Genomic DNA, 20,098 nt, shown 5'->3' on the forward strand with positions numbered 1-20,098 from the left:
AGAGTGGGAGCGCTCCCACAACGCTCCCGCTTCGAAACATGATCGAAAGCGCGACCGCGCGCGCCACACCCCCACACCCGAAAGCGAGAGATCATGAATGAGATCATGAATTGTCATGGTCATGATCTAAATCGTCCCGTACTCAGGACCCGGCTGACGCTCGCCCTGAGCGTCCTGGTCGCCGCGCTGCTCAGCCTGATCCCCTGGAGCGGCACCGCCGTCGCCCACGGCTCGGTCGTCGACCCGGCCTCCCGCAACTACGGCTGCTGGCTGCGCTGGGGCAGCGACCACCTGAACCCCGCGATGGCCCAGCAGGACCCCATGTGCTGGCAGGCGTGGCGGGCCGACGCCAACGCCATGTGGAACTGGAACGGCCTGTACCGCAACGGCTCCGGCGGGAACTTCCCCGCGGCCGTCCCGGACGGGCAGCTGTGCAGCGGCGGCCGTACCGAGGGTGGCAGGTACAACTCCCTCGACACGGTCGGCGCCTGGAAGACCACGGACATCACCGGCGACTTCACGGTGAAGCTGTACGACCAGGCCAGTCACGGCGCCGACTACTTCCTGGTCTATGTCACGCGGCAGGGCTTCGACCCCACCACCCAGCCGCTCACCTGGAACGACCTCCAGCTCGTCAAGCGCACCGGCAGGTACGCGCCCAGCCAGAACTACGAGATCCCGGTGAGCACTTCGGGACGCAGCGGCCGGCACGTCGTCTACACGATCTGGCAGGCCTCGCACATGGACCAGACCTACTTCCTGTGCAGTGACGTGAACTTCCGCTGACCTGCGCCTCCCCGCCGGGCGGCACCGTCCGGCGGGGCCCGGTCAGGCGCGGGTTCCATGAGAGTTCTCCGAAAGTTTTCGAGCCGGGTGAACACACCGGTGCTCCCGTACGTATGGGGCGAGGGGATTTTCATGCCCGGCACGCCACAAGCGCAGGAGAGCACCCTTGGCACGCAACACGCGAAGACGCCCTACCGGACCACGACGCGCGACCTTCGCCGCATTCGCACTGATCCTGGGCGGAGGCGGCCTGATGGCCGCGAATGTCTATGCCTCGGCCACGGACGGAGGTTCGGGCGGTGACTCCGCCCAGACGCGGTCCGGCGCTGGGGTTCGTACCGCGGGCGCGACGATCGACTGCCCGGATGTCGGCAGCAAGCTGACCTCGGTCCCCGAACAGGCGCGGGGGGAGGTCGACAAGGAACTCGCCCTCCTCGACGAGCAGATAGCCAAGGCCTACCAGCGGCTGAGCGAATCGGCCCAGCAGGTGCGGCAGGACCCCGGCTTCGCCGACAACGCGGTCATGAACCCGCTGAAGGAGAAGCGCGCCGCGACCCTCGAGCGGATCGCGATCGCCATCGACCGCGTCGGGGACCGCCCCGAAGGGCTGGAGGCCCTGGCCGCCTGCACCGTCGAGGCCGGCAACGAGGCGCCCGCGCAGGGCGAGAACCAGGACGGCGGCGACGGACAGCCCGCCGAGGAGCAGGGCCAGGCCGGCCAGGAGCAGGGCAACGGCCAGGGCGCCAACGGCGGTCAGGCGGGCAACGGCCCGGTCGCCGCCGACTTCGCGGACATCAAGAGCGTCCAGCCCAACGCGAACGACAAGGCCGGCGCGTCCGGCGGTTCCTTCGCGACCAGCTGCGGCGTGAACGAGAACGGCCTGTTCAACTCCGACAACATCATCGCGGCCCCGGGCGTCACCAACGGCGCCCACCACTTCCACGACTACGTCGGCAACCAGGGCAACAACGCCTTCGCCAGCGACCAGGACCTCGCGAAGGCCGGGACGAGCTGTGAGGACCAGGGCGACAAGTCGTCCTACTACTGGCCCGTCATACGCCTGCAGAACGGCACCCAGGAACAGGACGCCCAGAAGCCGGGCGGCGGCATCGAGGGCAACGCCGGCGAGATCGTCACGCCGAAGCAGGTCACACTGACGTTCGTCGGCAACCCGCGTGAGAAGGTCACGGCCATGCCGCGGCTGCTGCGCATCATCACCGGCGACGCCAAGTCGTTCGTCAACGGCCCCGCCAACGCCAACGCCTCGTGGAGCTGCACCGGCTTCGAGGACCGGCAGCTGAAGGACAAGTACCCGCTGTGCCCGCAGGGCAGCGACGTCGTACGGACCTTCAAGTTCCAGAGCTGCTGGGACGGCCGCAACATCGACAGCGCCAACCACCGCACCCACGTGGCGTTCACGGACGACGCGGGGAACTGCCCGTCCGGCTTCCGCCCCATCCCGCAGCTGGTCCAGCGCATCGTCTACGACATCGACGCGCCGAGCCTCCAGGACGGCGGCCGTACGACACCGCTGTTCGCGGTCGACTCCTTTCCGGAGCAGCTGCACAAGCCGATCACCGACCACGGCGACTTCATCAACATCTTCGACGAGGATCTGATGGGGGAGATGGTCGACTGCATCAACGAGGGCCGTAAGTGCGGCGCCGGAGCGGACGGCGGGCAGAACCCGGCCCCGAGCGAGGAGCCCCAGGAGGAGCCGAGCAAGTCCCCCGAGGCCCCCCAGGAGGAGCCGACGAAGGCGCCGGAGGCCCCGCAGAACGGCAACGGCGGCGGCAAGCCCGGCGACCAGGGCGACGACGGTGACAACGGTGACGACGGCAAGGACGGTGCCGCGAAGCCCCCGGCGGAGCGGCCGGACGGCAAGCCGCAGCCCGGCGACGCCTCCACGGCTCCCGGTGGCGCCGAGCCGGAGGTGAAGGCGACGGCCTCCGCCGACGCCGGCAACGCCGCTGGACAGGGCGGCGGTTCGAAGAACGGCGACGCCGAGGACGGCGACGGCCTCGGCGACTCCCAGGCCGTCGGCCAGGCGACCAGTGCCGCCCCGACCCCGTCGGCCCCGTCCCGGACGGAGCCGCAGGCGGTCGGCGAGGGCGGCCTGGCCGACACCGGCGCCCAGCTGTGGCCGGCCGCGGCGGGTGCCGTGCTGGTCATCGCGGGCTTCGTCGTCCTCCGCCGGGTGAGGCGCAGCCACATGTGAGGCGGCTGAACACGCCCCGGCGTGAGGCGGTGACGGCGGCGGGATCCACCGGATCCCGCCGCCGTCGCGTGGAGGAGGCCGCGCGCTCCGGCACCCTTCGACCGTCGCCGAAACACCCACCCTCTAGCGTGGCCCCATGAACCTCACCTGGAACGGCACAGGCGACGGAGGGGCGGCGGCGTGACACCGTGGGAGATGGCCGCCGTGCTCGCCGCGGGCACGGGCGCCGGGGCCGTCAACGCCGTCGTCGGTTCGGGGACACTGATCACCTTCCCGGTCCTGCTCGCCACCGGCATGCCCCCCGTCACGGCCACCGTGTCGAACGGCCTGGGGCTGGTCCCCGGTTCCCTCACCGCGATCGTCGGCTACCGCGAGGAACTGCGCGGCCAGCGGCGGCGCGTCCTGCTGCTCGGCACCGGCGCCGTGCTGGGCGGTCTCGTGGGCGCCGTGCTGCTGCTGACCCTGCCCGCGTCGGCGTTCGAACGGATCGTGCCGGTCCTGGTGGGCCTGGCCCTCGTCCTGGTCGCGTGCCAGCCGTGGATCGCCAAGCGGGTGCGCCGCCGTCGCGAGAGGGACAGCGGCCCCGTGCGCCGCGACGGCGGGCCGTTGCTGTTCGCCGGGCTGACGCTGGCCAGCGTCTACGGCGGCTACTTCTCCGCCGCGCAGGGCATCATCTACGTCTCCCTGATGGGCATGCTGCTCGACGAGACGCTCCAGCGGCTCAACGCCGTGAAGAACGTGCTGGCCGCCGTCGTCAACACCGTCGCCGCCGTGCTGTTCCTGTTCTTCGCCCACTTCGACTGGACGGCCGTCCTGCTCATCGCCGCCGGATCGGCGCTCGGCGGCCTCATCGGAGCCAGAACGGGACGCCGCTTCAGCCCGGCCGTGCTGCGCACGCTGATCGTGTCGGTGGGCGCCGTCGCCCTGGTCAACCTGGTGCTGCACTGACCCCCGGGCCCGTCAGGAGGCGGGGCGCGCCTCGGACTTGGACCCCTCGGCGTCGATGTGCGGCAGGATCCGGTCCAGCCACCGCGGCATCCACCAGGCGTGCCGCCCGAGCAGCGTCATCACGGCCGGCACCATGAGCAGCCGTACGACGGTCGCGTCGATGAGCACACTGACGGCCAGCCCCAGCCCGAGCATCTTGACCACGATGTTGTCGCTGACGATGAACGCCGCGAACACGCTCACCATGATCAGCGCGGCACAGGTGATGACCCGGGCCGTGATCTCCAGGGCGTGCGCGACCGACGCCTTGGCGTCCCCGGTGCGCAGCCACGCCTCGTGGACACGCGACAGCAGGAAGATCTCGTAGTCCATGCTGAGGCCGAAGACGATGGCGAACATCATCATCGGCACATAGCTCTCGATGGGCACCTTGCCGTGGACGCCGAGAGCGGGACCGCCCCAGCCCCACTGGAAGACCGCGACGACCACGCCGTACGAAGCGGCGATCGACAGCACGTTCAGGACGGCGGCCTTGACGGCGACGAGCAGTCCCCGGAACACGGCCAGGATGATCAGGAACGCCAGTCCCACCACCACGGCGATGATCACGGGCAGCTGGGAGGCGACGATGTCCCGGAAGTCGACCTGTGTCGCCGTGGTCCCGGTGACGTACCCCTTGGCGTCGGTGCCCTGGACCACGTCCGGCAGCGTGTCGTCGACGAGACGGTTGGTCAGGTCCGTGGTCGCGGAGTTCTGCGGGGACTTGGTCGAGTAGACCGTGCCGACCAGCAGGTCGCCGTCCTGCGTGGGCGTCAGAGGAGTGACGACGGCGGCGCCCTGCACCTTGTCGAGCGACTGCTGGGCCTTGGAGGCCAGGTCGGAGCGTTGTGACTGAGGCACGTCCGTCTGGTCGACGACGACCGTGAGCGGGCCGTTGGAGCCGGGCCCGAAGGCGTCGGCCATCAGGTCGTACGCCCGCCGGTCGGTGAAGGAGGTCGGGTCGGCTCCGTCGCCGATGTGCCCGAGCTGGATGGAGAACAAGGGGATCGCCAGGATCACGACCACGGCGACACCCGCCGACAGGAACGACAGCGGCCTGCGCTCCACTCGCTGTGCGTACCGGTGCCAGGTGCCCTGTGGTGTGTCCCCGGCGCCGGGTTCGGTCTCGGCGATGGGCGGGCGCACGTGGAAGCGGTCGATGTGCCGGCCGATGAAGCCGAGCAGGGCCGGTACCAGGGTGAGCGCGCCGATGACGGCCGAGACGACGGTGACGGCGGCGGCGAGGCCGAGCAGGGAGATGAAGGAGACTCCGGAGGCGGACAGGCCCGCCAGCGCGATGATCACCGTGCAGCCCGAGACGAGCACGGCGTGACCGCTGGTGCTCGCGGCCTGGCCCGCGGCCCGCACCGGGTCCATGCCGTCGATGAGGTCCTGCCGGTGCCGGGTGAGCATGAACAGGGCGTAGTCGATGCCGACACCGAGGCCGATCATCGTGGCCAGGGTCGGTGAGACCGTGGCGAAGGTGAAGGCCGCCGCCAGCAGTCCGAGGATGGCCAGCCCGCCGACGACGCTGATCAGCGCGCTCAGCAGCGGGACGACGGCGGCGATCACGCTTCCGAACCCGACCAGCAGCACGATGATCGCCACGCCGAAGCCGATCAGCTCGCTCACCCGGTCGTCGGCGGCCGGCCGGGCGAGTTCGCCGAGCGGTCCGCCGTACTCGACCTCCGCCCCGGCCGAACGCAACGGCTGCACCGCGCTGTCGACGCCGTCGAGGTAGTCGTCGCCGAGGGTCGAGGGCTGCACGTCGAAACGGACGGTGATGTAGGCCGTCTTCTTGTCGTCCGACAGCGGTCCCACGTTCTGCTGCCCGCTCGGCGTGGCCGGGGCGGACAGCGGGTTCTGCGCGGACAGCACGTGCGGGAGCTTCTCCAGATCGGCGATCGTGGTCGACAGCTGGGAGCTCAGCGCGGTCAGGGGCTGCTGGTCGTCGCGCATCACGATCTGGCTGCTGTAGCCGCCGGCCTGGGGGTCGTGCGCCTTCAGCACGTCCAGGCCCTTCTGGGCCTGCGCCTGGGGCAGGCTGAAGTTGTCGGAGTAGGCGCCCCCGAACTCACGGCTGATGACCTGCAGCGCCACCAGTGCCACCAGCCAGGCGATGATGACGACGACGAAGTGGCGTGCGCACCACTCGCCGAGCCGCCGCAGTACGCCCCCGCGCGCGGCCTTCTGGTCCCCTGCACCGGTGCGGCTGTGCGGCATGGACGTCGTCTCCTGTGTCGGCCGGGAGGTCAGTGCCGTCCATTAGATGCGCGCGGGATCACTGCGGCCCTTCGGGCACGCGGACGCCGCGGTACTCCGGGCGCCCGTTCCCCCGAAAGGCCCGCTCCCGTGCGCGGCGCCCGCCTTCAGGGCGCCTGAGCACGCCGGACCCGAGGGCCACCCCGAGTCCCACCAGCGCGCTGCCCGCCGCCTGCGGGAGTCCGTAGGAGCCCGTGCCGACGAGCGGTGCGGTGCAGGCCGCCGCGACCGGGATGAGGCCGGAGAACAGAGTGGCGCGTTCCGCGCCGATCCGCTGCATGCCCATGTACCAGCACACGAAGCCGACCACGGTGACGACCACCGCCTGCCACAGCAGCGCGGCCGTCTCGACGCCGTCGGGCCGCCGCAGCCACCCGCCCCCGTCGACCAGCAGCCCGATCGCCGCCGACTCCAGCGCGGCGACGGCGCACACCGCCGCCGACAGCAGCCTGGGCCCGAGCGGCCGCAGCACGGGGACCGCGAGCACGGCGAACCCCACCTCCCCGGCCAGGGCGCAGACCGAGAAGGCGATGCCCACGCCGTCGGTGCGCCCCCAGCCCTGGACCGTGAACGCACCGACGGCCACGAGCAACGCCCCGTACAGCACCGCCCGTTGCGGCCCGCGTCCGTCGAGCAGGGGGACGAGCACCGCGACGACCACCGGCGCACAGCCCACGAACACGCCGGGCACCGCCGGTTCCGCCGTGCGCTCGGCGGCGAGGACGGCCAGGTTGAAACCGACCATGCCGACCGCCGCGAGCAGGGCGAGACGGCCCCACTGGCGGGGCGTCAGGGCCCGCAACCGGCCGGTGGCGCCCTTCCCGGCCGTGGGGAGCAGTAACAGACAGGCCAGCCCGTAGCGCAGGAACTGGCCTCCGGCGTACGGGTAGTCACCCAGGACGCTGTTGGCGGTGAAGGACCCTCCGACGAGGACGCAGGCGAGCGCGGCCAGCAGGGCTCCGCGCGTGGTGGTGGCGTTCATGGGAGCGACGCTAGGCAGCCGGGCGGCCCGGGAAGGAGTCCACTTCCGTGCCTGCTCGGTGGACCACTTCCCGGGCCGGGACCTCAGCCGATGTGGTAGCTGTCGCCGTAGACCTTCCAGTCGAGCGGCGGGTCGAGATCGAGGTTGCGCCGGTTGAGGAAGACGCGCTGGGCCGTGTCGACCCGGCTCGTGTCGCTGTGCGCCTCCTCCTGCTTCATGGCCCACACCCGCGCGTCCAGGAACGCGTGCAGGTACGTCACCTCGTCACCGCCCCACGCCGGCGGCGCGGCCGTCCGCAGCGCCCGCCTGCGGATGCTGCCGAAGCTCGTGGGGTCGCCGCCGTCGCCGTGCATGACGATGGCGTCGTAGTAGGCGAACTGGCCCAGCACCCGCAGCCCGTCCGCCTTGCCCTGCCGGACCGCCGGGCCGAAGTAGACCCGGTCGCGCTCGTCGTCCTGGGCCCGGCGGAACTCCGCGTCCCGCGCCGCCCGGCGCCAGTCGCCGGGGAAGCCGGGGTCGAGCCCGTCGTGCGAGTCGGAGCCGTCGACCTCCCGCAGGGCCGGCAGGTACTTCTGCAGGACGTTGCCGGGCCTGCGGGCGGCGTAGAGCTCGACGAGGTCCAGCATGTCGCCGGTGCCGGAGCAGAACCCGATGATGCCGGCGGTGTAGCCGCGGCCGTCTCCGATGTCCTCGATGTACTGGTACTGCGCCTTCCAGTCGAGCGAGGAGTTCTCCGCGCTCGACACCAGCTGCATGGCGATCTCCTTCTTCGCCGGGTCGTCGAGCCCGATCGCGTGTGCGGACGCCGTGGCGTGCGCGGGGCGGAGCAGCGGGGTGGCCACGAGGGCCGCGCCGAACAGCGCCAGCGCGGTGCGGCGGGTGGCCGGGGCCGAGGGGTGTCTCACGGTGCCTCCGAGTGGAGTGGGGGGTGGGAAGAGCGGCCGTGCAGAACTGATAGGAAGGTTTCCTATCACTGTGAAGGCGCGGGGAGAACAACCGAGTTGAAAGTTCGTAGGGTCGAACAAGGCGGTCGGGCTGAAACGACGCGGCGGGAACCAACTGCCCCTGTCACACGTCCACTCTTTGCCTACCAAGGGCCGAAGGGTCGGACCGACCAGCCGGAGAGGGGAATCGCCGTGGACGAGGCGACGTCGCAGCAGGGGAGCGAGACGGAGGGCGCCGCCCGCCGGGCCCGCTTCGGGACACTGCCGGAGCCGGTGCGGGTGGAGGACATGGTCGAGGAGCGGGCGGCGAGCGTGCCGGATCCGGCGCGCACCGCCTACAACCAGGACGAATGGCTCGTGCGCTACTGCCTGTGAGGGGCCCCTCCGGAGGCCGCCCCCTGCGCGTCCAGGCCGAGCAGCCACCGCACGACGTCGTCGGCGTCCTGGGCGCGGGCGATGTCGAGCGGCGTCATCCCGTCGTAGCCGCACCAGTGGGGGTCCGCGCCCCGGTCGTGGAGGTACTGCGCGGTGGGCAGGTGCCCGCCCTGGCAGGCGCCCCAGAAGGCGCTGGTGATCTCGTCCGGTGAGGGTGGCTGGTCCGCCTCGGCGAAGGCCCGGACCCGGTCGAGCAGGCCGAGCGTGGCGGCGTCCTGGAGGGTGACACGGGCTCCGTGCTCGATGAGCCGGTGCGCCGCGCGCCACTGGCCGAATCCCCGGGCGTCGGCGAGCGGGCTGCCACCGCCGATCACCGCCCCGGGCGCCTCGATGTCGGCCCCCGCGGCGACGAGCGCGTCCAGCACGGGCACGTCGTTGCTGCTCGCGGCCCAGTGCAGCGGCGTCTCCGCGTGCGCGCCCTCGAAGCGGGCCCCGGGGTCGGCTCCGGCGGCGACCAGGGCCGCGACGACCTCCGCACCTCGGGGGAAGTGACCGGGCCAGTCCGCCGCGATGTGCAGCAGGGTGCGGGTGCCCTTGCCGTCCTCGCCCTCCTCGGTGATACGCGCCGTGGCAAGACCGGGGTGCTCGGCGAGCAGCCGGCCCAGCCCGGGCAGGTCCCCGGCCCGGATCGCCTCCGTGACGGCCACGGCCAGCGGGTCCCGCGAGGTCAGTGTCAGCAAGGCGGCCTCCCGATGCCGTCCAGGGCTCCCGATTCTGCCGGCCGGTGCCCGCGCTCACGGCCGTCCGCGGGAAACGGCCCCACCCGTGCTGACACCCCGGGCCTGCGCATCCATCCGCGAACCGGGCACCCCGTAGGGCCGGTTTCGCCCACCGTACTGCGCGCCCCTTCGCTCGGCCGTTCGCTCAGGAGGGCCGTGCGTGCGGGCGGCGTGCCCGTAGCCGGGCGCCGCGACTCACCGGAACGCCGTCAGCAGCAGCGCCACGTCGTCCGGCCGCTCCCGGGCCCGGCGGGCCGCCCCCACCAACCGGTCGGCGAGATGCTCCACCGAGTCCGCCGGGGTCTCGGACAGCCGGCGCCGGACCGCGTCGATGCCCGTCTCGATGTCGTCGCCCGGCCGTTCCACCAACCCGTCGGTGTACAGGGCGAGAACACTGCCGGGGGCCAGGGTGAGCGCCGTGACCGGGTACACCGAGTCGGGCTGCACGCCCAGCATCACACCGCCCACCAGATCCAGCGTCTCGGCCCGCCCGTCGGGGTGGCGCAGCAGCGGCGGGGGATGACCGGCCCGCACCGCGAGGGCCCGCCCGGTCGCCGGGTCGAGCTCGATGTAGCAGCAGGTGGCGAAGACGTCCGACTCCAGCTCGGTCAGCAGCCGGTTGGTGTGCGTGATGACCTCCTGCGGCGGCCGCTCGCTCGCCGCGAAGGCGTGCACGGCGCTGCGCAACTGCCCCATCACCGCGGCCGCCCCGACACTGTGCCCCTCGACGTCCCCGATGACCAGCGCCACCCCGCGCCCGGTGGTGATCACGTCGTACCAGTCGCCGCCGATCGCCATGCCCTGCGTACCGGGCAGATAGCGGCCGGTGGTGCGCAGGCCCTCGACGGCGGGCAGCCGGTGCGGCAGCAGCCCCTCCTGGAGGCCGCGGGCGACGGCGGACTCCGAGTCGTACAGCCGCGCCCGCTCCATCGCCTGGGCGGTCAGGCCGCTCAGCGCGGTGAGGGCGGAGCGCTCGTCGGGGGTGAACCGGTGCGGGGCGTCCCAGCCGAGGATGCAGGAGCCGACCGAGCGGCCGGAGGCGATCAGCGGCAGGAACGACCAGGCGCTCATGCGGTCCAGGGTGATGCCCGGATAGGCGACGGAGAGGTCCTCGGGTGATTCGAAGAACAGCGGGAGCCGTGTGGTCAGCGCGTGGACGCCGGGCAGCTGGGTGTCGAGGGTGACGCCCTCGAACGGGGTCAGGAACCCCTCCGGGTAGCCCGACTCCCACAGCAGGTACATCCGGCCGTCGCGGACCGTGTACAGGGCGAGCTCCCGGGCGCCGAAGGCGGGCAGCAGCTGCTCGGCCACCGCCCGGCAGACGTCCTGCACGGTGACCGCCTCGGTGAGCACGCTCGCCATCTGCACCACGTGGTACAGCGCCCCGGCCCGGGCGGCGGCCACCGGCCCCGGCGGCGGCACGGCGGCCGTGAGATCGGGCCCGGCGGCGGCACCGGCCTCCGCCCCCTGCTCGGCCCCGGTGGGCGGCGGGCCCGTGGGGAAGACCCGGCCGGTCAGCCCGTGCACGTCCGGGTACAGCACGAAGCTCAGCCAGTTCCCGTCGGGATGCCGGACGAGGAAGGACACCTGCTCCTGCGACAGCATCGCCGCCCGGTAGCGGTCCTCGTAGGCGGGATCCCGGAGCCAGGTGATCACCTCCCACGGGTAGCGGCCGAAGAGGTCCTCGCGGCCCGAGCCCAACAGCTCCTCGCAGCGGCGGTTGGCGTACGTCAGACGGCCGTCCTGGTCCAGCGAGAAGATCCCGTCGGGCAGCCGCTCGGCCGCCTCCGCCGCGGTGAGCCCGCCGCCCGCGTCGACGAGGGCGCCCACCAGGATCCGCTCAGAGCCGGCGCCGCCGTGCACGAGGTGGCCCCACAGCTCGACCGGCCGGTATCCCGTCCGCTCCTCGCCCCGGGACTCGTCCCGCACCCGGAAGTGCCGCGACCTGACCCGGCCACCGGCGAGGGCGTCGTACCGGCTCTCCCGCAGTTCGTGCAGGTCGTCGGGGCTGACCCGGGCTTCCACGTCCGCGATGGTGCCGCCGTAGTCCGCCCGGTCGATCCCCAGCAGTTCGAGGGCCTCGTCGTCCGCCGAGCACCGGTCGCTGTCCAGGTCCCAGTCGATGAGCCCGACCCGGACCGTGCGGGCGGCGGAGGTGGGCAGCCGGACGCTGATCGGCTCGTCGTCGTACTCGACGCGGCAGGGGGAGGCGTCCGGGCCCGGGCGGCCCGCGGCGAGGTGGTCGAGGCGCTGCTCCATGACCCGTTCCGCGGGGCGCAGCGCGAGGTCCACCGCCTCCGGCTCCATCGGTGGCCGGGCCGCCGAGCGCAGTACGACCAGGACGCCCACGGCCTCGCCGCCGGCCCGGACGGGCTGGTAGGCGGAGCCGAAGGAGTACGGCAGCCCGGCGGTGAAGTGCGGGAAGCGCACCATGGTGGCCCGCTCGTCGGGCAGCCACAGCGTCGCGTCACGCCGGTAGGCCTCCGCCATCGGCAGGGCGCCGCCCACCGGCACCCGCCACCAGCTCTTCAGCAGCGAGCGGGGCACCCCGGTGACCATCGCGAGCACCAGCGAGCGCCGGTCGCGGGAGCGCAGATAGACCAGTCCGCCGTAGCCGTCGAGGTCCCGCACGGCCTCCACCAGCGGGTCCGTGAGGGCATCCTCGATCCGGCTCGTGTCCCCGGCCGGGACCCGGCCGTCGGCCCCGTCCCGGCTCCGGCCGGCGGCGGACCGCGGCCCGTCCGGTACGGCGGCTCCCTCATCCATGTCGCGTCCTCCCGGTACGGACGCACCGGACACCCATCGCTTCCCACCAGGATGTGCCATGGTCGGCGGTCCGGCGCGGCAAGCGCAACCTTTCGGTCCGCCCGGTCGTCTCACCCGGTACCAGCACAATGCGAGCCTCGGGGGCGGCAATGGTACGAATCAGAACAGCATGCGCGACTCTCGCACTCGTGGGCGCCATGGTGGGCGTGGCGGCGGTCCCGGCCGGCGCACAGTCCACCGCCAGTGCCACGACGTGTCCGACGGGTTGGGGAAGCCTCGCCAAGACCGGCGCCGACGCCACGGTCGCGCCGCTGACGAACGTCAGGACCGGCCGGCACACCTGCTTCGACCGCATGGTCGTCGACGTGCCCGGCGCGGGCACCGGCGTCGGCTACCGGGTCCAGTACGTCGACCGGCTGTACCAGGACGGCTCGGGCCGCGAGATAGCGGTCGCCGGCGGCGCCGTCATCGAGGTCCGGGTGACCGCGCCCGCGTACGACCCGGAGACCGGCGCGGCCACCTACCCCGGCCGGGTCGCCCGCCCGCTGCCGGGCGTCGACCTCACGGGCTACCGCACCTTCCGGGACACCCGCTTCGCCGGCAGCTTCGAGGGCGAAACCCAGCTGGGCCTCGGCGTCCGAGCCCGCCTGCCCTTCCGGGTACAGCAACTGGACGACCGAGTGGTCGTGGACGTCGCCCACAGCTGGAACGCCACGGGGTGATGTGTGCCGCCGGGACCACCGGGCCGGTGACCTGGTCCGGTGGCCCGGTGGCCCGGTGGCCCGGTGGCCCGGTGGCCCGGTGGCCCGGTAGCCGGGTGCCTGCGTGGCCCGGTGGCCCAGGTCGCCCATGGCCCGAAGGTAGGGCCGCGACCCTGCGCGCCGAGCGCCCGGGGGCGGCGGTCCACGGGCCGAGCGTCATCGACGCGGTGGGGGCATGCTCACGGGTCGAGCGTCCACGGCGCTGCAGGGCGTCGGCCCCCAGGGGCCGAGCGCGTGCCGCACGAGCCGAAGGCACCGGCGTCACGAGCCGATCGCCCGGTGGCCGCTCACCTCAGCCGCCGCGCAACCGGCCCAGTTGCCCGAGCGTTCGTGCCGCCGCGCCGGCCAGGCGGGGGCGGTTGCGTACGTAGCGGCGGGCGGCGCGGGCGGGCTCGCGGCACAGCCAGTGGGCCGCTCCGCCCGGGACCGGCCGTACCACCGCTCCCTCGTACACCCGCAGGTCGCGGGTCTTGAGGGACTCCTTGTAGCGAGCCGGCCCGCTGCCCAGGTCGACGGTCTCGACGCCGTCGGCCGCCGCGGCCTCCAGCATCCTCAACTGCAGCACGAGACCGGGGGAGTACTTGGCGTACGCGCGGTCGTACGCAGGGAACCACCAGGACAGCACGGTGCGCGAGCGCAGCCCGTAGTGCGCGGCGACGGGCCGGTCCGCCGCGTACAGCACGGACAGCACCCCGCGGCACTCCGGCTCCTCGCTCTCCCCGAGCAGCTCCACCAGCCGGGTGATCCAGTCCTGCGTGAACCGGTCCCGCCGCCCGGTCCGCCGGTACTGCGCCGACTTCCACTCCATCAGCGCCCGCAGCGCGTCGGGATCGCGGGCGTCGTACACGAACCGCACCGGGCCCACCTGCCGGACCAGCCTGCGCTCCTTCGCCAGGGTCTGTCTGAGAAACCCCGGCGACCGCGCCCGCAGCCGCCGCGTGTACGCCTCGAAGCCCTCGCCGATGTCGACGACCGGGGAGGCGAGCTCCTCGACCGCGTGCGGCACGAACACCCCCTGACCGGCCTCCAGATTGTCGAACTCCCAGGACGACAGCCCGCAGACCCGTAACAGCCGGCGCGCGTCCAGCCGGATCCCCGGCCGCAGCACGGCCCCCTGACTGTCGGACACCCCCAGGCCGACGGCCCGGCCCCGCCCCAGCACCCCCACCTCGTACGGGAAGAACCCCACCGGGGTACCGTCCTCCAGCAGCACCGCCACTCTGACTCCCGGCCTGACCTGTCCCACCGCCACGGTGAACGCCGGATCGAGGAAGGGATTCGCCGGAGCGCCGGACTCCGTCCGGATCTCCCGCCACATCTTGAGGTCGTTCGGACCGAGTTCGTCCGGCCTCAGAACCAGTACACGCTGTCCAGGCAACTCTGCCTCCAGTGTCATCGGCATGGGGACACACGAAGGCCTGCGCATCACCGCGAGGCGGCACCAGGCGGTACGCAGACCGCACGGCGCAGGCCGTTGTCGGTACCGCCGTCACTCAGCAGCGAAACGTCTGCAACCGGGCAGCGCTCGGGGCCGATCCGGCCACCTTCGGACACGGTCCCGTCCCCACCGCACGGCGGCCCGGCCCGTTCCGCCCCGGCACGTCCGCCCCGGCCACCGCCGGGCTCACTCCGGCCGCCCCCGCGCCGGTCCGCGCAGCCCGCGCCGCGAGCTGGCGCCCGGACGGCTCCCCCTCACACGGACACGGCTCCTCGGCTTCCCTGGCCCCTTCGGCCCCGGCACTCCCCGCAGGGGCCGACGCCGCCGCGTCCGACTCCATCGCGGCCACGACCGTCGCGCGCCCCTCGCCCGCGAGTCCCGGGAGGGCGAGGTGCAGCACCAGCAGGCAGGCCACCAGCCCCACCACCGCTGTCCAACGTCGCCGCACCATCAGACCCCTGACCTGCGCTCCGGCGGGGGAACACGGAGTGAGTCCGACCCCAGGGCCGACGTCGGCCCTGCCCCCCGACACGTCCGGCCGCGCCTTCCAGTAGGCCGATCCCGACTCCACCCCGTCAAGCCCCGGTGTGACGATTCACCCCACTCGGCCGGATGTCACCGCAAAACCAACAGAAAGCGCTGCCATCAGCATCCGCCCCTGAACAGGTCAGTCGCCGTCGCCGCCCGCGCTGAGCACCTCATCCGCCTTCGGCGCCCGTACGTTCAGTGGCTTGTCGAAGCCGCTGAAGGACGTCGTGGTCTGCTGGGCGGCGCTCTTGTAGACCGTCTTCAGCAGGTACGGCTCGCCCTCCTGGGCCACGTAGAAGGTGTACGTGCCTTCCTTGTCCGCCTTGTCGGTGACGATCACTTCGATCGCTTCGGTGTCTCCGACGCGCGTGGATCCGCCCTTCTTCGCGGTGCCGAACGAGTCGAAGGGCCGTTCGCAGGAGGTGAGTCCGGTGCCGCCCGCGGCGGCCTGCTGCACGGGTGTCCTCACCCAGAGCCGCTGCTCGGCGGTGACGCCCGGCTTGCTCTTCCACTTCTGCAGGTAGGCCCGGTCCGGGCGGACGTAGTCGGATCCGTCCAGGCGGATCTGCTCCAAGGTCCCGCCCCTGGACCAGGTCGTCTTCGACCGGCACCGGCCGTCCAGGTCGGTCACGAGGTGGCTGGTGACCGTGCCGCCGCCCGTGGTGCGGTTGGTGATGTCGACGGTGACGGAATCCAGCTTCCGCATCCGGGCGTTGGCCTCGTCGAGGATGTCGCCGGCGGATCTGCCGTCGTCGCCGGCCCCGCAACCGGCCAGGGCCGCGCTCGCCAGCAGGCAGAGCGCGGTCGTCGTCATGGTAGCCATGGCCCGCACGGAGCCCCCTGTTGATCGTGTCGGCCGATGATCAGCAGGGGAGCTTACCCGCTCGCCTCGGCGTCAGGTCGCGTGGACCAGTTCGATCGTCCTGCCGAGCCCAGCCGCAGAGTCGCCATGAGACTCACCAGGTCAAGACCGCTTCGGGTCGGGTGAGGTGAGGGGCGTGGGCAGGTGCCCCGGTGCGCGCGGCCGTGCCGAACGGGCCGCGTACGCTACCGATGGCTCCGCCCCGAGGGATCTTCACGTCTGACGGGCCCGGCGGCGGGGGAGCCATCCAGGATGGTGGTGGCCGTGCCGACGCGTCGGCGGGCACCATGGTCACGGCGGGCACGGTCGGCGGGAGTCCGCCCGCGCCGGCCTTCGAGCGGAGGACGACATGGGATCGGCGATGGACGAGCGGTTTCACCGCCGGCAGAGATGGGCCGCCCGGGGCGCCCTGGCCGCGGCCGCCCTGGCGGCGCTGCTGCCGCTCGTCTCCGGCGGCCTGCGCGGGCTGCTCCTGCTCGTGGCGGGCCTCGCGGGACTCGCCCTGACCGCGGCCGCGCTCTGGTGGGTGCTGTCCCGGCGCGGAGCGGTCCGCATCGCGTCGGCCGCGCTGGCCGTCGTCGCGCCCGTCGGTCTGATCACCCTCTTCGCCGCCGCGAACCTGCTCTGGGTGGTCTTCGTCTCCCTGGTCCTGTGGTGCGGGGCGGTCTGGAGCGGCCGTTACGCCCTGCGCAGCACGGGCCTGCGGAGCGTACGGGTCAGGGAGTACCGCACGCCGCCACCCCTGCGCCCCTTCCTGCTGCTCAACCCGCGCTCCGGCGGCGGCAAGGTCGAGAAGTTCAACCTGCGGGAGAAGGCCGAGTCCCTGGGCGCCCGGGTCGTCCTGCTCGACCCGGAGCAGCAGCAGGACGTCACCGAACTGGCCAAGGCGGCCGTGGCCGACGGAGCCGACCTCCTGGGCGTCGCGGGCGGCGACGGCACCCAGGCCCTGGTCGCCGCCGTCGCCGCGGAACACGGCCTGCCGTTCCTCGTCATCGCCGCCGGTACCCGCAACCACTTCGCCATGGACCTGGGGCTGGACCGGGACGACCCCGCCACCTGCCTCGACGCCCTCACCGACGGCGTGGAACTCCGCGTCGACCTCGGGTTCGCCGACGGCCGCCCGTTCGTCAACAACGCCTCGTTCGGCGTGTACGGCGCCGTCGTCCAGAGCCCCGGCTATCGCGAGGACAAGGTGGGCGCGGCCCTGGAACGCCTGCCCGACCTGCTCACCCGGCAGAGCGGGCCGCGACTGACGGCCACCGCCGACGGCACCACCATCGCCGACCCGCAGGCGATCCTGGTCAGCAACAACGCCTACCGCATGGACGACCCCTTCGGCTTCGGACGGCGCGAGCGGCTCAACTCCGGGCGGCTCGGCGTGCTCGCCGTCCGTGTGGACAGCGCCGTGGAGGCCGCCGAACTGCTGCTGTCCCCGCGCCCGGAGGGGCTCACCGTGCTCACCGCCCAGCGCGTCGTCGTCGACGCCGACGCACCGCAGCTGGACGTCGGCCTCGACGGAGAGGCACTCACCATGCCCGCCCCCGTCCACTGCCGTATCGCGCGCCGCGCCCTGCGCGTCCGCGTGCCCCGCAACCGTCCCGGAGTCCCCGAGGCGCCCCCGCGCCTGGACTGGCGACGGCTGCGCAAACTGGCCGCCGCGGTCGGCCGTACGGCCGTACCCACGCGCTCCGGGCGCGGCTGAGCGTCGGACGGTCGGCACGCACGAGGTCCCCCACGCCAGTGGCGTGGGGGACCTCTGAGTCTCAGGCCTCCTTGGGTCCGGCCTGCTGCACCACCTCGAAGGACCACAGCGTCGAACCGCTCGCCGCGGGCTTCGGCCGTTCGCCGCCCTCGCCGCCGCCCTGGTGCGCGCTCTTCATCGGCCCCTCCATCCAGGCCTGGAACGACTGCTCGTCACGCCACCGCGTGTAGACGAGGTAGGTGTCGGTGCCCTCGACCGGGCGGAGCAGCTCGAACCACTCGAACCCGTCGGAGTTCTCCACGGCGTGCGCACGGGAGGCGAACCGCTTCTCCAGCGTCTCCCGCTGCTCGGCGGGCACGGTCAGCACGTTGATCTTGACTACGCTCATGCGCCCATCTTGCCCGATGGCACATCCGCGCAGGCTGAGCCCTACGGCTCCACCGACTATTGAACGTGTTCAAAAATGGGCTAGGGTCACTTCCACACACCGAGGGGGAGACCTTCATGAAGTTCGTGATGCCCGGCGGCACCGGCCAGGTCGGCACGGTCCTCAAGCGCGCGCTGAGCGCGGCGGGACATGACGTCGTCGTGCTCAGCAGACACCCGTCAGGACCCGGTGAAGTGCACTGGGACGGGAAGACCCCGGGACCCTGGGCCGCCGAGATCGACGGCAGCGACGTGGTGGTCAACCTGGCCGGCCGGAGCGTGAACTGCCGCTACACCCCCGCCAACCTCCGGCAGATGATGGACTCCCGGGTCCACTCCGCCCGGGTCGTGGGAGAGGTGATCGCCGCAGCCGCCCGGCCGCCCCGGGTCTGGCTCCAGATGAGCACCGCCACCGTCTACGCGCACCGCTTCGACGCGCCCAACGACGAGGCCACCGGCCTGATCGGCGGCACCGAACCCGGCGTTCCCGGCTACTGGGGCTACAGCGTCGACATCGCCAAGGCCTGGGAACGCGAGCAGCGGAACGCCGGCACCCCGCACACCCGCAAGGTGGCCCTGCGCGCCGCCATGGTGATGAGCCCGGACCGCGGCGGCGTCTTCGACGTCCTGCTGCGCATGGCCCGCCTCGGCCTCGGCGGCCCGGTCGGCGGCGGAGCCCAGTACGTGTCCTGGATCCACGACCGGGACTTCGCCCGGGCCGTCGAGTTCCTCGTCGCACGGGACGACATCGAGGGCCCGGTCAACCTCGCCGCCCCCGAGCCCCTCCCGCACCGCGCCTTCATGCGCGCCCTGCGCGCCGCGGCGGGTGTCCCGGTGGGCCTGCCCGCGACGCGCGGGATGGCGGAGATCGGCGCGTTCGTCCTGCGCTCGGACACCGAACTGCTGCTGAAGAGCCGTCGCGTCGTCCCCGGGCGGCTGCTCGACGCGGGCTTCGCCTTCGAGCGCCCCGAGTGGCCGCAGGCCGCGGACGACCTCGTACGACGTCTCCGCGGCCGTGCGGCGGGCTGAGCCCGGGTCAGTTCTTCTTCTTGCCCTGCTCCAGCGCCTCGCCGGTCATGTCGGTGACCTGCCCGGCCGGCGGTGCGTCCGCCTCCACCTCGGTGCCGAAGTCGGTGAAGTCCATGACCGTGCGCACCGTGACCTTCTCGGGCGCGGACGAGGGGCTCGACGAGCCGCCGGAGGAGGACTGCCGCGTGGCCTGAGGCGACTGGACAGTCATGTCGATCTGCTGACGGCGCATCCGGCCCTCGTCGTCCAGCCACACGTCCATCGGCAGGGTCGGGCCGACCTGCTCGCGCAGGGTGTCGCCGTTCGGAAGCCCGGCGACGTCGACGGTGACGCGGTAGTGCGTCGTCTTCACCCCGTTGACCGTCGCCGGGCCCTTCTTCGTCACGTCCTGGTCGGTGATCGCTTTGGCGTACGCCGCGGACTGCGCCGGATCGCTCATGGACCGGCCGTCCGTGCCCTGCCCCGCGGCGACCTTCCCCAGGTCGATCTTGATCCAGGGCTTGCCGCCCGGCGCCTGGCCCTCGGGCATCTTCTGGTAGAGGACCCGGTCGATCACGCGTTGCTCGATCCGCTGCCCGCGCATGGTGAGGGTCATGACGCTGTCACCGTCGTCCAGGTCCACCGCGCCCTGCCCGTTCGCGGTCTGCGAGGCGTCCCCGGCCGAAGTCCGCACCCGCAGCCGCACCTTCGCGGTGTCCTCCTCGGCCGTCCTGTCGTAGGCCGAGCGCACCGCCCGCGTGCCCTGCTCCCGGGTGCCGGTGCCCGCGTCCGCCGAGGTGCCCCGCGCGGCGTCGCCGGACTCGCCGTCGTCGCCGCAGCCGACCAGCACCGTCCCCGCCAGCACTCCGGCGACGCCCATGGCGCAGACCCGCCTGCCGTTCCCCGCCCTGCCCATCGAATCAGCTCCTCTCAGGTGTGTGGTGCGACCCAGGTGCCCAAGCCGGGCATGAACACACCTGAGAGGCCGAGGAGTTGGATTCCGGGAGAGTCGGGCGTCAGGGTCAGTGGCGGCCCCTGAGCTTGCCGAGCAGACGCTGGGCCTGGGCCCGCTTGCGGGGATCGGCCGCGGCACGCCGCGCCTGCTCCACGGCCCGCTGCCCCTGCGGGCTCCGGGCGAACTGCTTGAGGCGGTCCAGCATTCCGGCCATGACACACCGTCCTTCCTGTCGTGCTGTCGCTTGTCCGTACTGCCGCCTACCCGGCCGGCGACGTGCTCAGGCACGCTGTGGCCCGCTCGGCGCGCGACCGAATGT

At 72.7% G+C, this 20,098-nt stretch carries 17 protein-coding genes; 7 read left to right on the forward strand and 10 right to left on the reverse strand.

Features of this window, described 5'->3' with window-relative positions:
• Window positions 1–105 precede the first annotated feature (105 nt).
• The 3 genes from ACFZDE_RS03960 to ACFZDE_RS03970 all read left to right on the forward strand — a co-directional run bounded on the left by ACFZDE_RS03960 (window position 106) and on the right by ACFZDE_RS03970 (window position 3,952).
• On the forward strand, window positions 106–786 hold the full coding sequence (locus tag ACFZDE_RS03960; protein WP_391197472.1) for a lytic polysaccharide monooxygenase: 681 nt from the start codon (window positions 106–108) through the stop codon (window positions 784–786).
• 253 nt (window positions 787–1,039) lie between these two features.
• Window positions 1,040–3,004, forward strand: coding sequence for a DUF1996 domain-containing protein (locus tag ACFZDE_RS03965; RefSeq protein WP_391197114.1), 1,965 nt, complete (start codon window positions 1,040–1,042; stop codon window positions 3,002–3,004).
• 180 nt (window positions 3,005–3,184) lie between these two features.
• Window positions 3,185–3,952: a TSUP family transporter gene (locus tag ACFZDE_RS03970; RefSeq protein WP_391197116.1), complete on the forward strand. Its 768-nt coding sequence runs from the start codon at window positions 3,185–3,187 to the stop codon at window positions 3,950–3,952.
• 12 nt (window positions 3,953–3,964) lie between these two features.
• Here the strand turns inward: ACFZDE_RS03970 and ACFZDE_RS03975 are convergent, their stop codons facing one another.
• From ACFZDE_RS03975 to ACFZDE_RS03985, 3 genes are all read right to left on the reverse strand, one after another.
• Window positions 3,965–6,214 carry an MMPL family transporter gene (locus ACFZDE_RS03975; protein WP_391197118.1) on the reverse strand — a complete coding sequence of 750 codons (2,250 nt, stop codon included), beginning with the start codon at window positions 6,212–6,214 and terminating at the stop codon, window positions 3,965–3,967.
• 58 nt (window positions 6,215–6,272) lie between these two features.
• Window positions 6,273–7,235 carry an EamA family transporter gene (locus ACFZDE_RS03980; RefSeq protein WP_391197120.1) on the reverse strand — a complete coding sequence of 321 codons (963 nt, stop codon included), beginning with the start codon at window positions 7,233–7,235 and terminating at the stop codon, window positions 6,273–6,275.
• 83 nt (window positions 7,236–7,318) lie between these two features.
• Window positions 7,319–8,140 (reverse strand): chitosanase, encoded by an 822-nt coding sequence (locus tag ACFZDE_RS03985; RefSeq protein ID WP_391197123.1) that lies wholly within the window; start codon window positions 8,138–8,140, stop codon window positions 7,319–7,321.
• A gap of 231 nt (window positions 8,141–8,371) precedes the next feature.
• On the opposite strand from ACFZDE_RS03985, the gene ACFZDE_RS03990 reads away from it, so the two are divergent.
• Window positions 8,372–8,554, forward strand: a complete 183-nt coding sequence (locus ACFZDE_RS03990; RefSeq protein ID WP_390990203.1) for a hypothetical protein — start codon at window positions 8,372–8,374, stop codon at window positions 8,552–8,554.
• Here the strand turns inward: ACFZDE_RS03990 and ACFZDE_RS03995 are convergent.
• Window positions 8,542–9,294: an ankyrin repeat domain-containing protein gene (locus ACFZDE_RS03995; protein ID WP_391197125.1), complete on the reverse strand. Its 753-nt coding sequence runs from the start codon at window positions 9,292–9,294 to the stop codon at window positions 8,542–8,544. The genes ACFZDE_RS03990 and ACFZDE_RS03995 overlap by 13 nt on opposite strands.
• 234 nt (window positions 9,295–9,528) lie before the next feature.
• Window positions 9,529–12,099, reverse strand: coding sequence for a SpoIIE family protein phosphatase (locus tag ACFZDE_RS04000; protein ID WP_390990197.1), 2,571 nt, complete (start codon window positions 12,097–12,099; stop codon window positions 9,529–9,531).
• A 149-nt stretch (window positions 12,100–12,248) separates the two neighbouring features.
• Between ACFZDE_RS04000 and ACFZDE_RS04005 the strand changes: the two genes are divergently transcribed.
• Entirely contained in the window at window positions 12,249–12,821 is a 573-nt protein-coding gene (locus tag ACFZDE_RS04005; RefSeq protein ID WP_391197127.1) for a hypothetical protein, read from the forward strand.
• A gap of 331 nt (window positions 12,822–13,152) precedes the next feature.
• Here the strand turns inward: ACFZDE_RS04005 and ACFZDE_RS04010 are convergent, their stop codons facing one another.
• Window positions 13,153–14,256 (reverse strand): GNAT family N-acetyltransferase, encoded by a 1,104-nt coding sequence (locus ACFZDE_RS04010; protein ID WP_391197474.1) that lies wholly within the window; start codon window positions 14,254–14,256, stop codon window positions 13,153–13,155.
• Window positions 14,257–14,965: 709 nt separating this feature from the next.
• The gene (locus ACFZDE_RS04015; protein WP_391197128.1) at window positions 14,966–15,649 is read right to left on the reverse strand and encodes a hypothetical protein; all 684 of its coding nucleotides are present in this window, start codon (window positions 15,647–15,649) and stop codon (window positions 14,966–14,968) included.
• Between the two features lie 388 nt (window positions 15,650–16,037).
• On the opposite strand from ACFZDE_RS04015, the gene ACFZDE_RS04020 reads away from it, so the two are divergent.
• Complete coding sequence (locus ACFZDE_RS04020; RefSeq protein WP_390990189.1) at window positions 16,038–17,390, forward strand: diacylglycerol kinase family protein; 1,353 nt, start codon at window positions 16,038–16,040, stop codon at window positions 17,388–17,390.
• A gap of 61 nt (window positions 17,391–17,451) precedes the next feature.
• On the opposite strand, the gene ACFZDE_RS04025 is transcribed toward ACFZDE_RS04020, so the two are convergent.
• Window positions 17,452–17,778: an antibiotic biosynthesis monooxygenase gene (locus ACFZDE_RS04025; protein ID WP_391197130.1), complete on the reverse strand. Its 327-nt coding sequence runs from the start codon at window positions 17,776–17,778 to the stop codon at window positions 17,452–17,454.
• A 116-nt stretch (window positions 17,779–17,894) separates the two neighbouring features.
• Here ACFZDE_RS04025 and ACFZDE_RS04030 point away from each other — a divergent pair, with 116 nt between their 5' ends.
• Window positions 17,895–18,845, forward strand: coding sequence for a DUF1731 domain-containing protein (locus ACFZDE_RS04030; RefSeq protein WP_391197132.1), 951 nt, complete (start codon window positions 17,895–17,897; stop codon window positions 18,843–18,845).
• A gap of 7 nt (window positions 18,846–18,852) precedes the next feature.
• On the opposite strand, the gene ACFZDE_RS04035 is transcribed toward ACFZDE_RS04030, so the two are convergent.
• A complete protein-coding gene (locus ACFZDE_RS04035) occupies window positions 18,853–19,740 on the reverse strand; it encodes a hypothetical protein (protein ID WP_390990184.1) in 888 nt (295 codons plus the stop codon).
• A gap of 106 nt (window positions 19,741–19,846) precedes the next feature.
• Window positions 19,847–19,993, reverse strand: coding sequence for a hypothetical protein (locus ACFZDE_RS04040; protein WP_390990181.1), 147 nt, complete (start codon window positions 19,991–19,993; stop codon window positions 19,847–19,849).
• Between the last annotated feature and the right edge of the window lie 105 nt (window positions 19,994–20,098).

Origin of the sequence: Streptomyces sp. NPDC007929, assembly GCF_042959065.1 — a bacterium.
Classification (GTDB): domain Bacteria; phylum Actinomycetota; class Actinomycetes; order Streptomycetales; family Streptomycetaceae; genus Streptomyces.

Bases quoted from the DNA above. Each gene is read 5' to 3' on its own strand.
- ACFZDE_RS04020 (WP_390990189.1), top strand. From the start codon at position 16,038: ATGGGATCGGCGATGGACGAGCGGTTTCACCGCCGGCAGAGATGGGCC.
- ACFZDE_RS03975 (WP_391197118.1), bottom strand. From the start codon at position 6,214: ATGCCGCACAGCCGCACCGGTGCAGGGGACCAGAAGGCCGCGCGCGGG.
- ACFZDE_RS03965 (WP_391197114.1), top strand. From the start codon at position 1,040: ATGGCCGCGAATGTCTATGCCTCGGCCACGGACGGAGGTTCGGGCGGT.
- ACFZDE_RS04030 (WP_391197132.1), top strand. From the start codon at position 17,895: ATGAAGTTCGTGATGCCCGGCGGCACCGGCCAGGTCGGCACGGTCCTC.
- ACFZDE_RS04010 (WP_391197474.1), bottom strand. From the start codon at position 14,256: ATGACACTGGAGGCAGAGTTGCCTGGACAGCGTGTACTGGTTCTGAGG.
- ACFZDE_RS04035 (WP_390990184.1), bottom strand. From the start codon at position 19,740: ATGGGCAGGGCGGGGAACGGCAGGCGGGTCTGCGCCATGGGCGTCGCC.
- ACFZDE_RS04015 (WP_391197128.1), bottom strand. From the start codon at position 15,649: ATGGCTACCATGACGACGACCGCGCTCTGCCTGCTGGCGAGCGCGGCC.
- ACFZDE_RS04040 (WP_390990181.1), bottom strand. From the start codon at position 19,993: ATGGCCGGAATGCTGGACCGCCTCAAGCAGTTCGCCCGGAGCCCGCAG.
- ACFZDE_RS04005 (WP_391197127.1), top strand. From the start codon at position 12,249: ATGGTACGAATCAGAACAGCATGCGCGACTCTCGCACTCGTGGGCGCC.
- ACFZDE_RS03980 (WP_391197120.1), bottom strand. From the start codon at position 7,235: ATGAACGCCACCACCACGCGCGGAGCCCTGCTGGCCGCGCTCGCCTGC.
- ACFZDE_RS03960 (WP_391197472.1), top strand. From the start codon at position 106: ATGAATTGTCATGGTCATGATCTAAATCGTCCCGTACTCAGGACCCGG.
- ACFZDE_RS04025 (WP_391197130.1), bottom strand. From the start codon at position 17,778: ATGAGCGTAGTCAAGATCAACGTGCTGACCGTGCCCGCCGAGCAGCGG.
- ACFZDE_RS04000 (WP_390990197.1), bottom strand. From the start codon at position 12,099: ATGGATGAGGGAGCCGCCGTACCGGACGGGCCGCGGTCCGCCGCCGGC.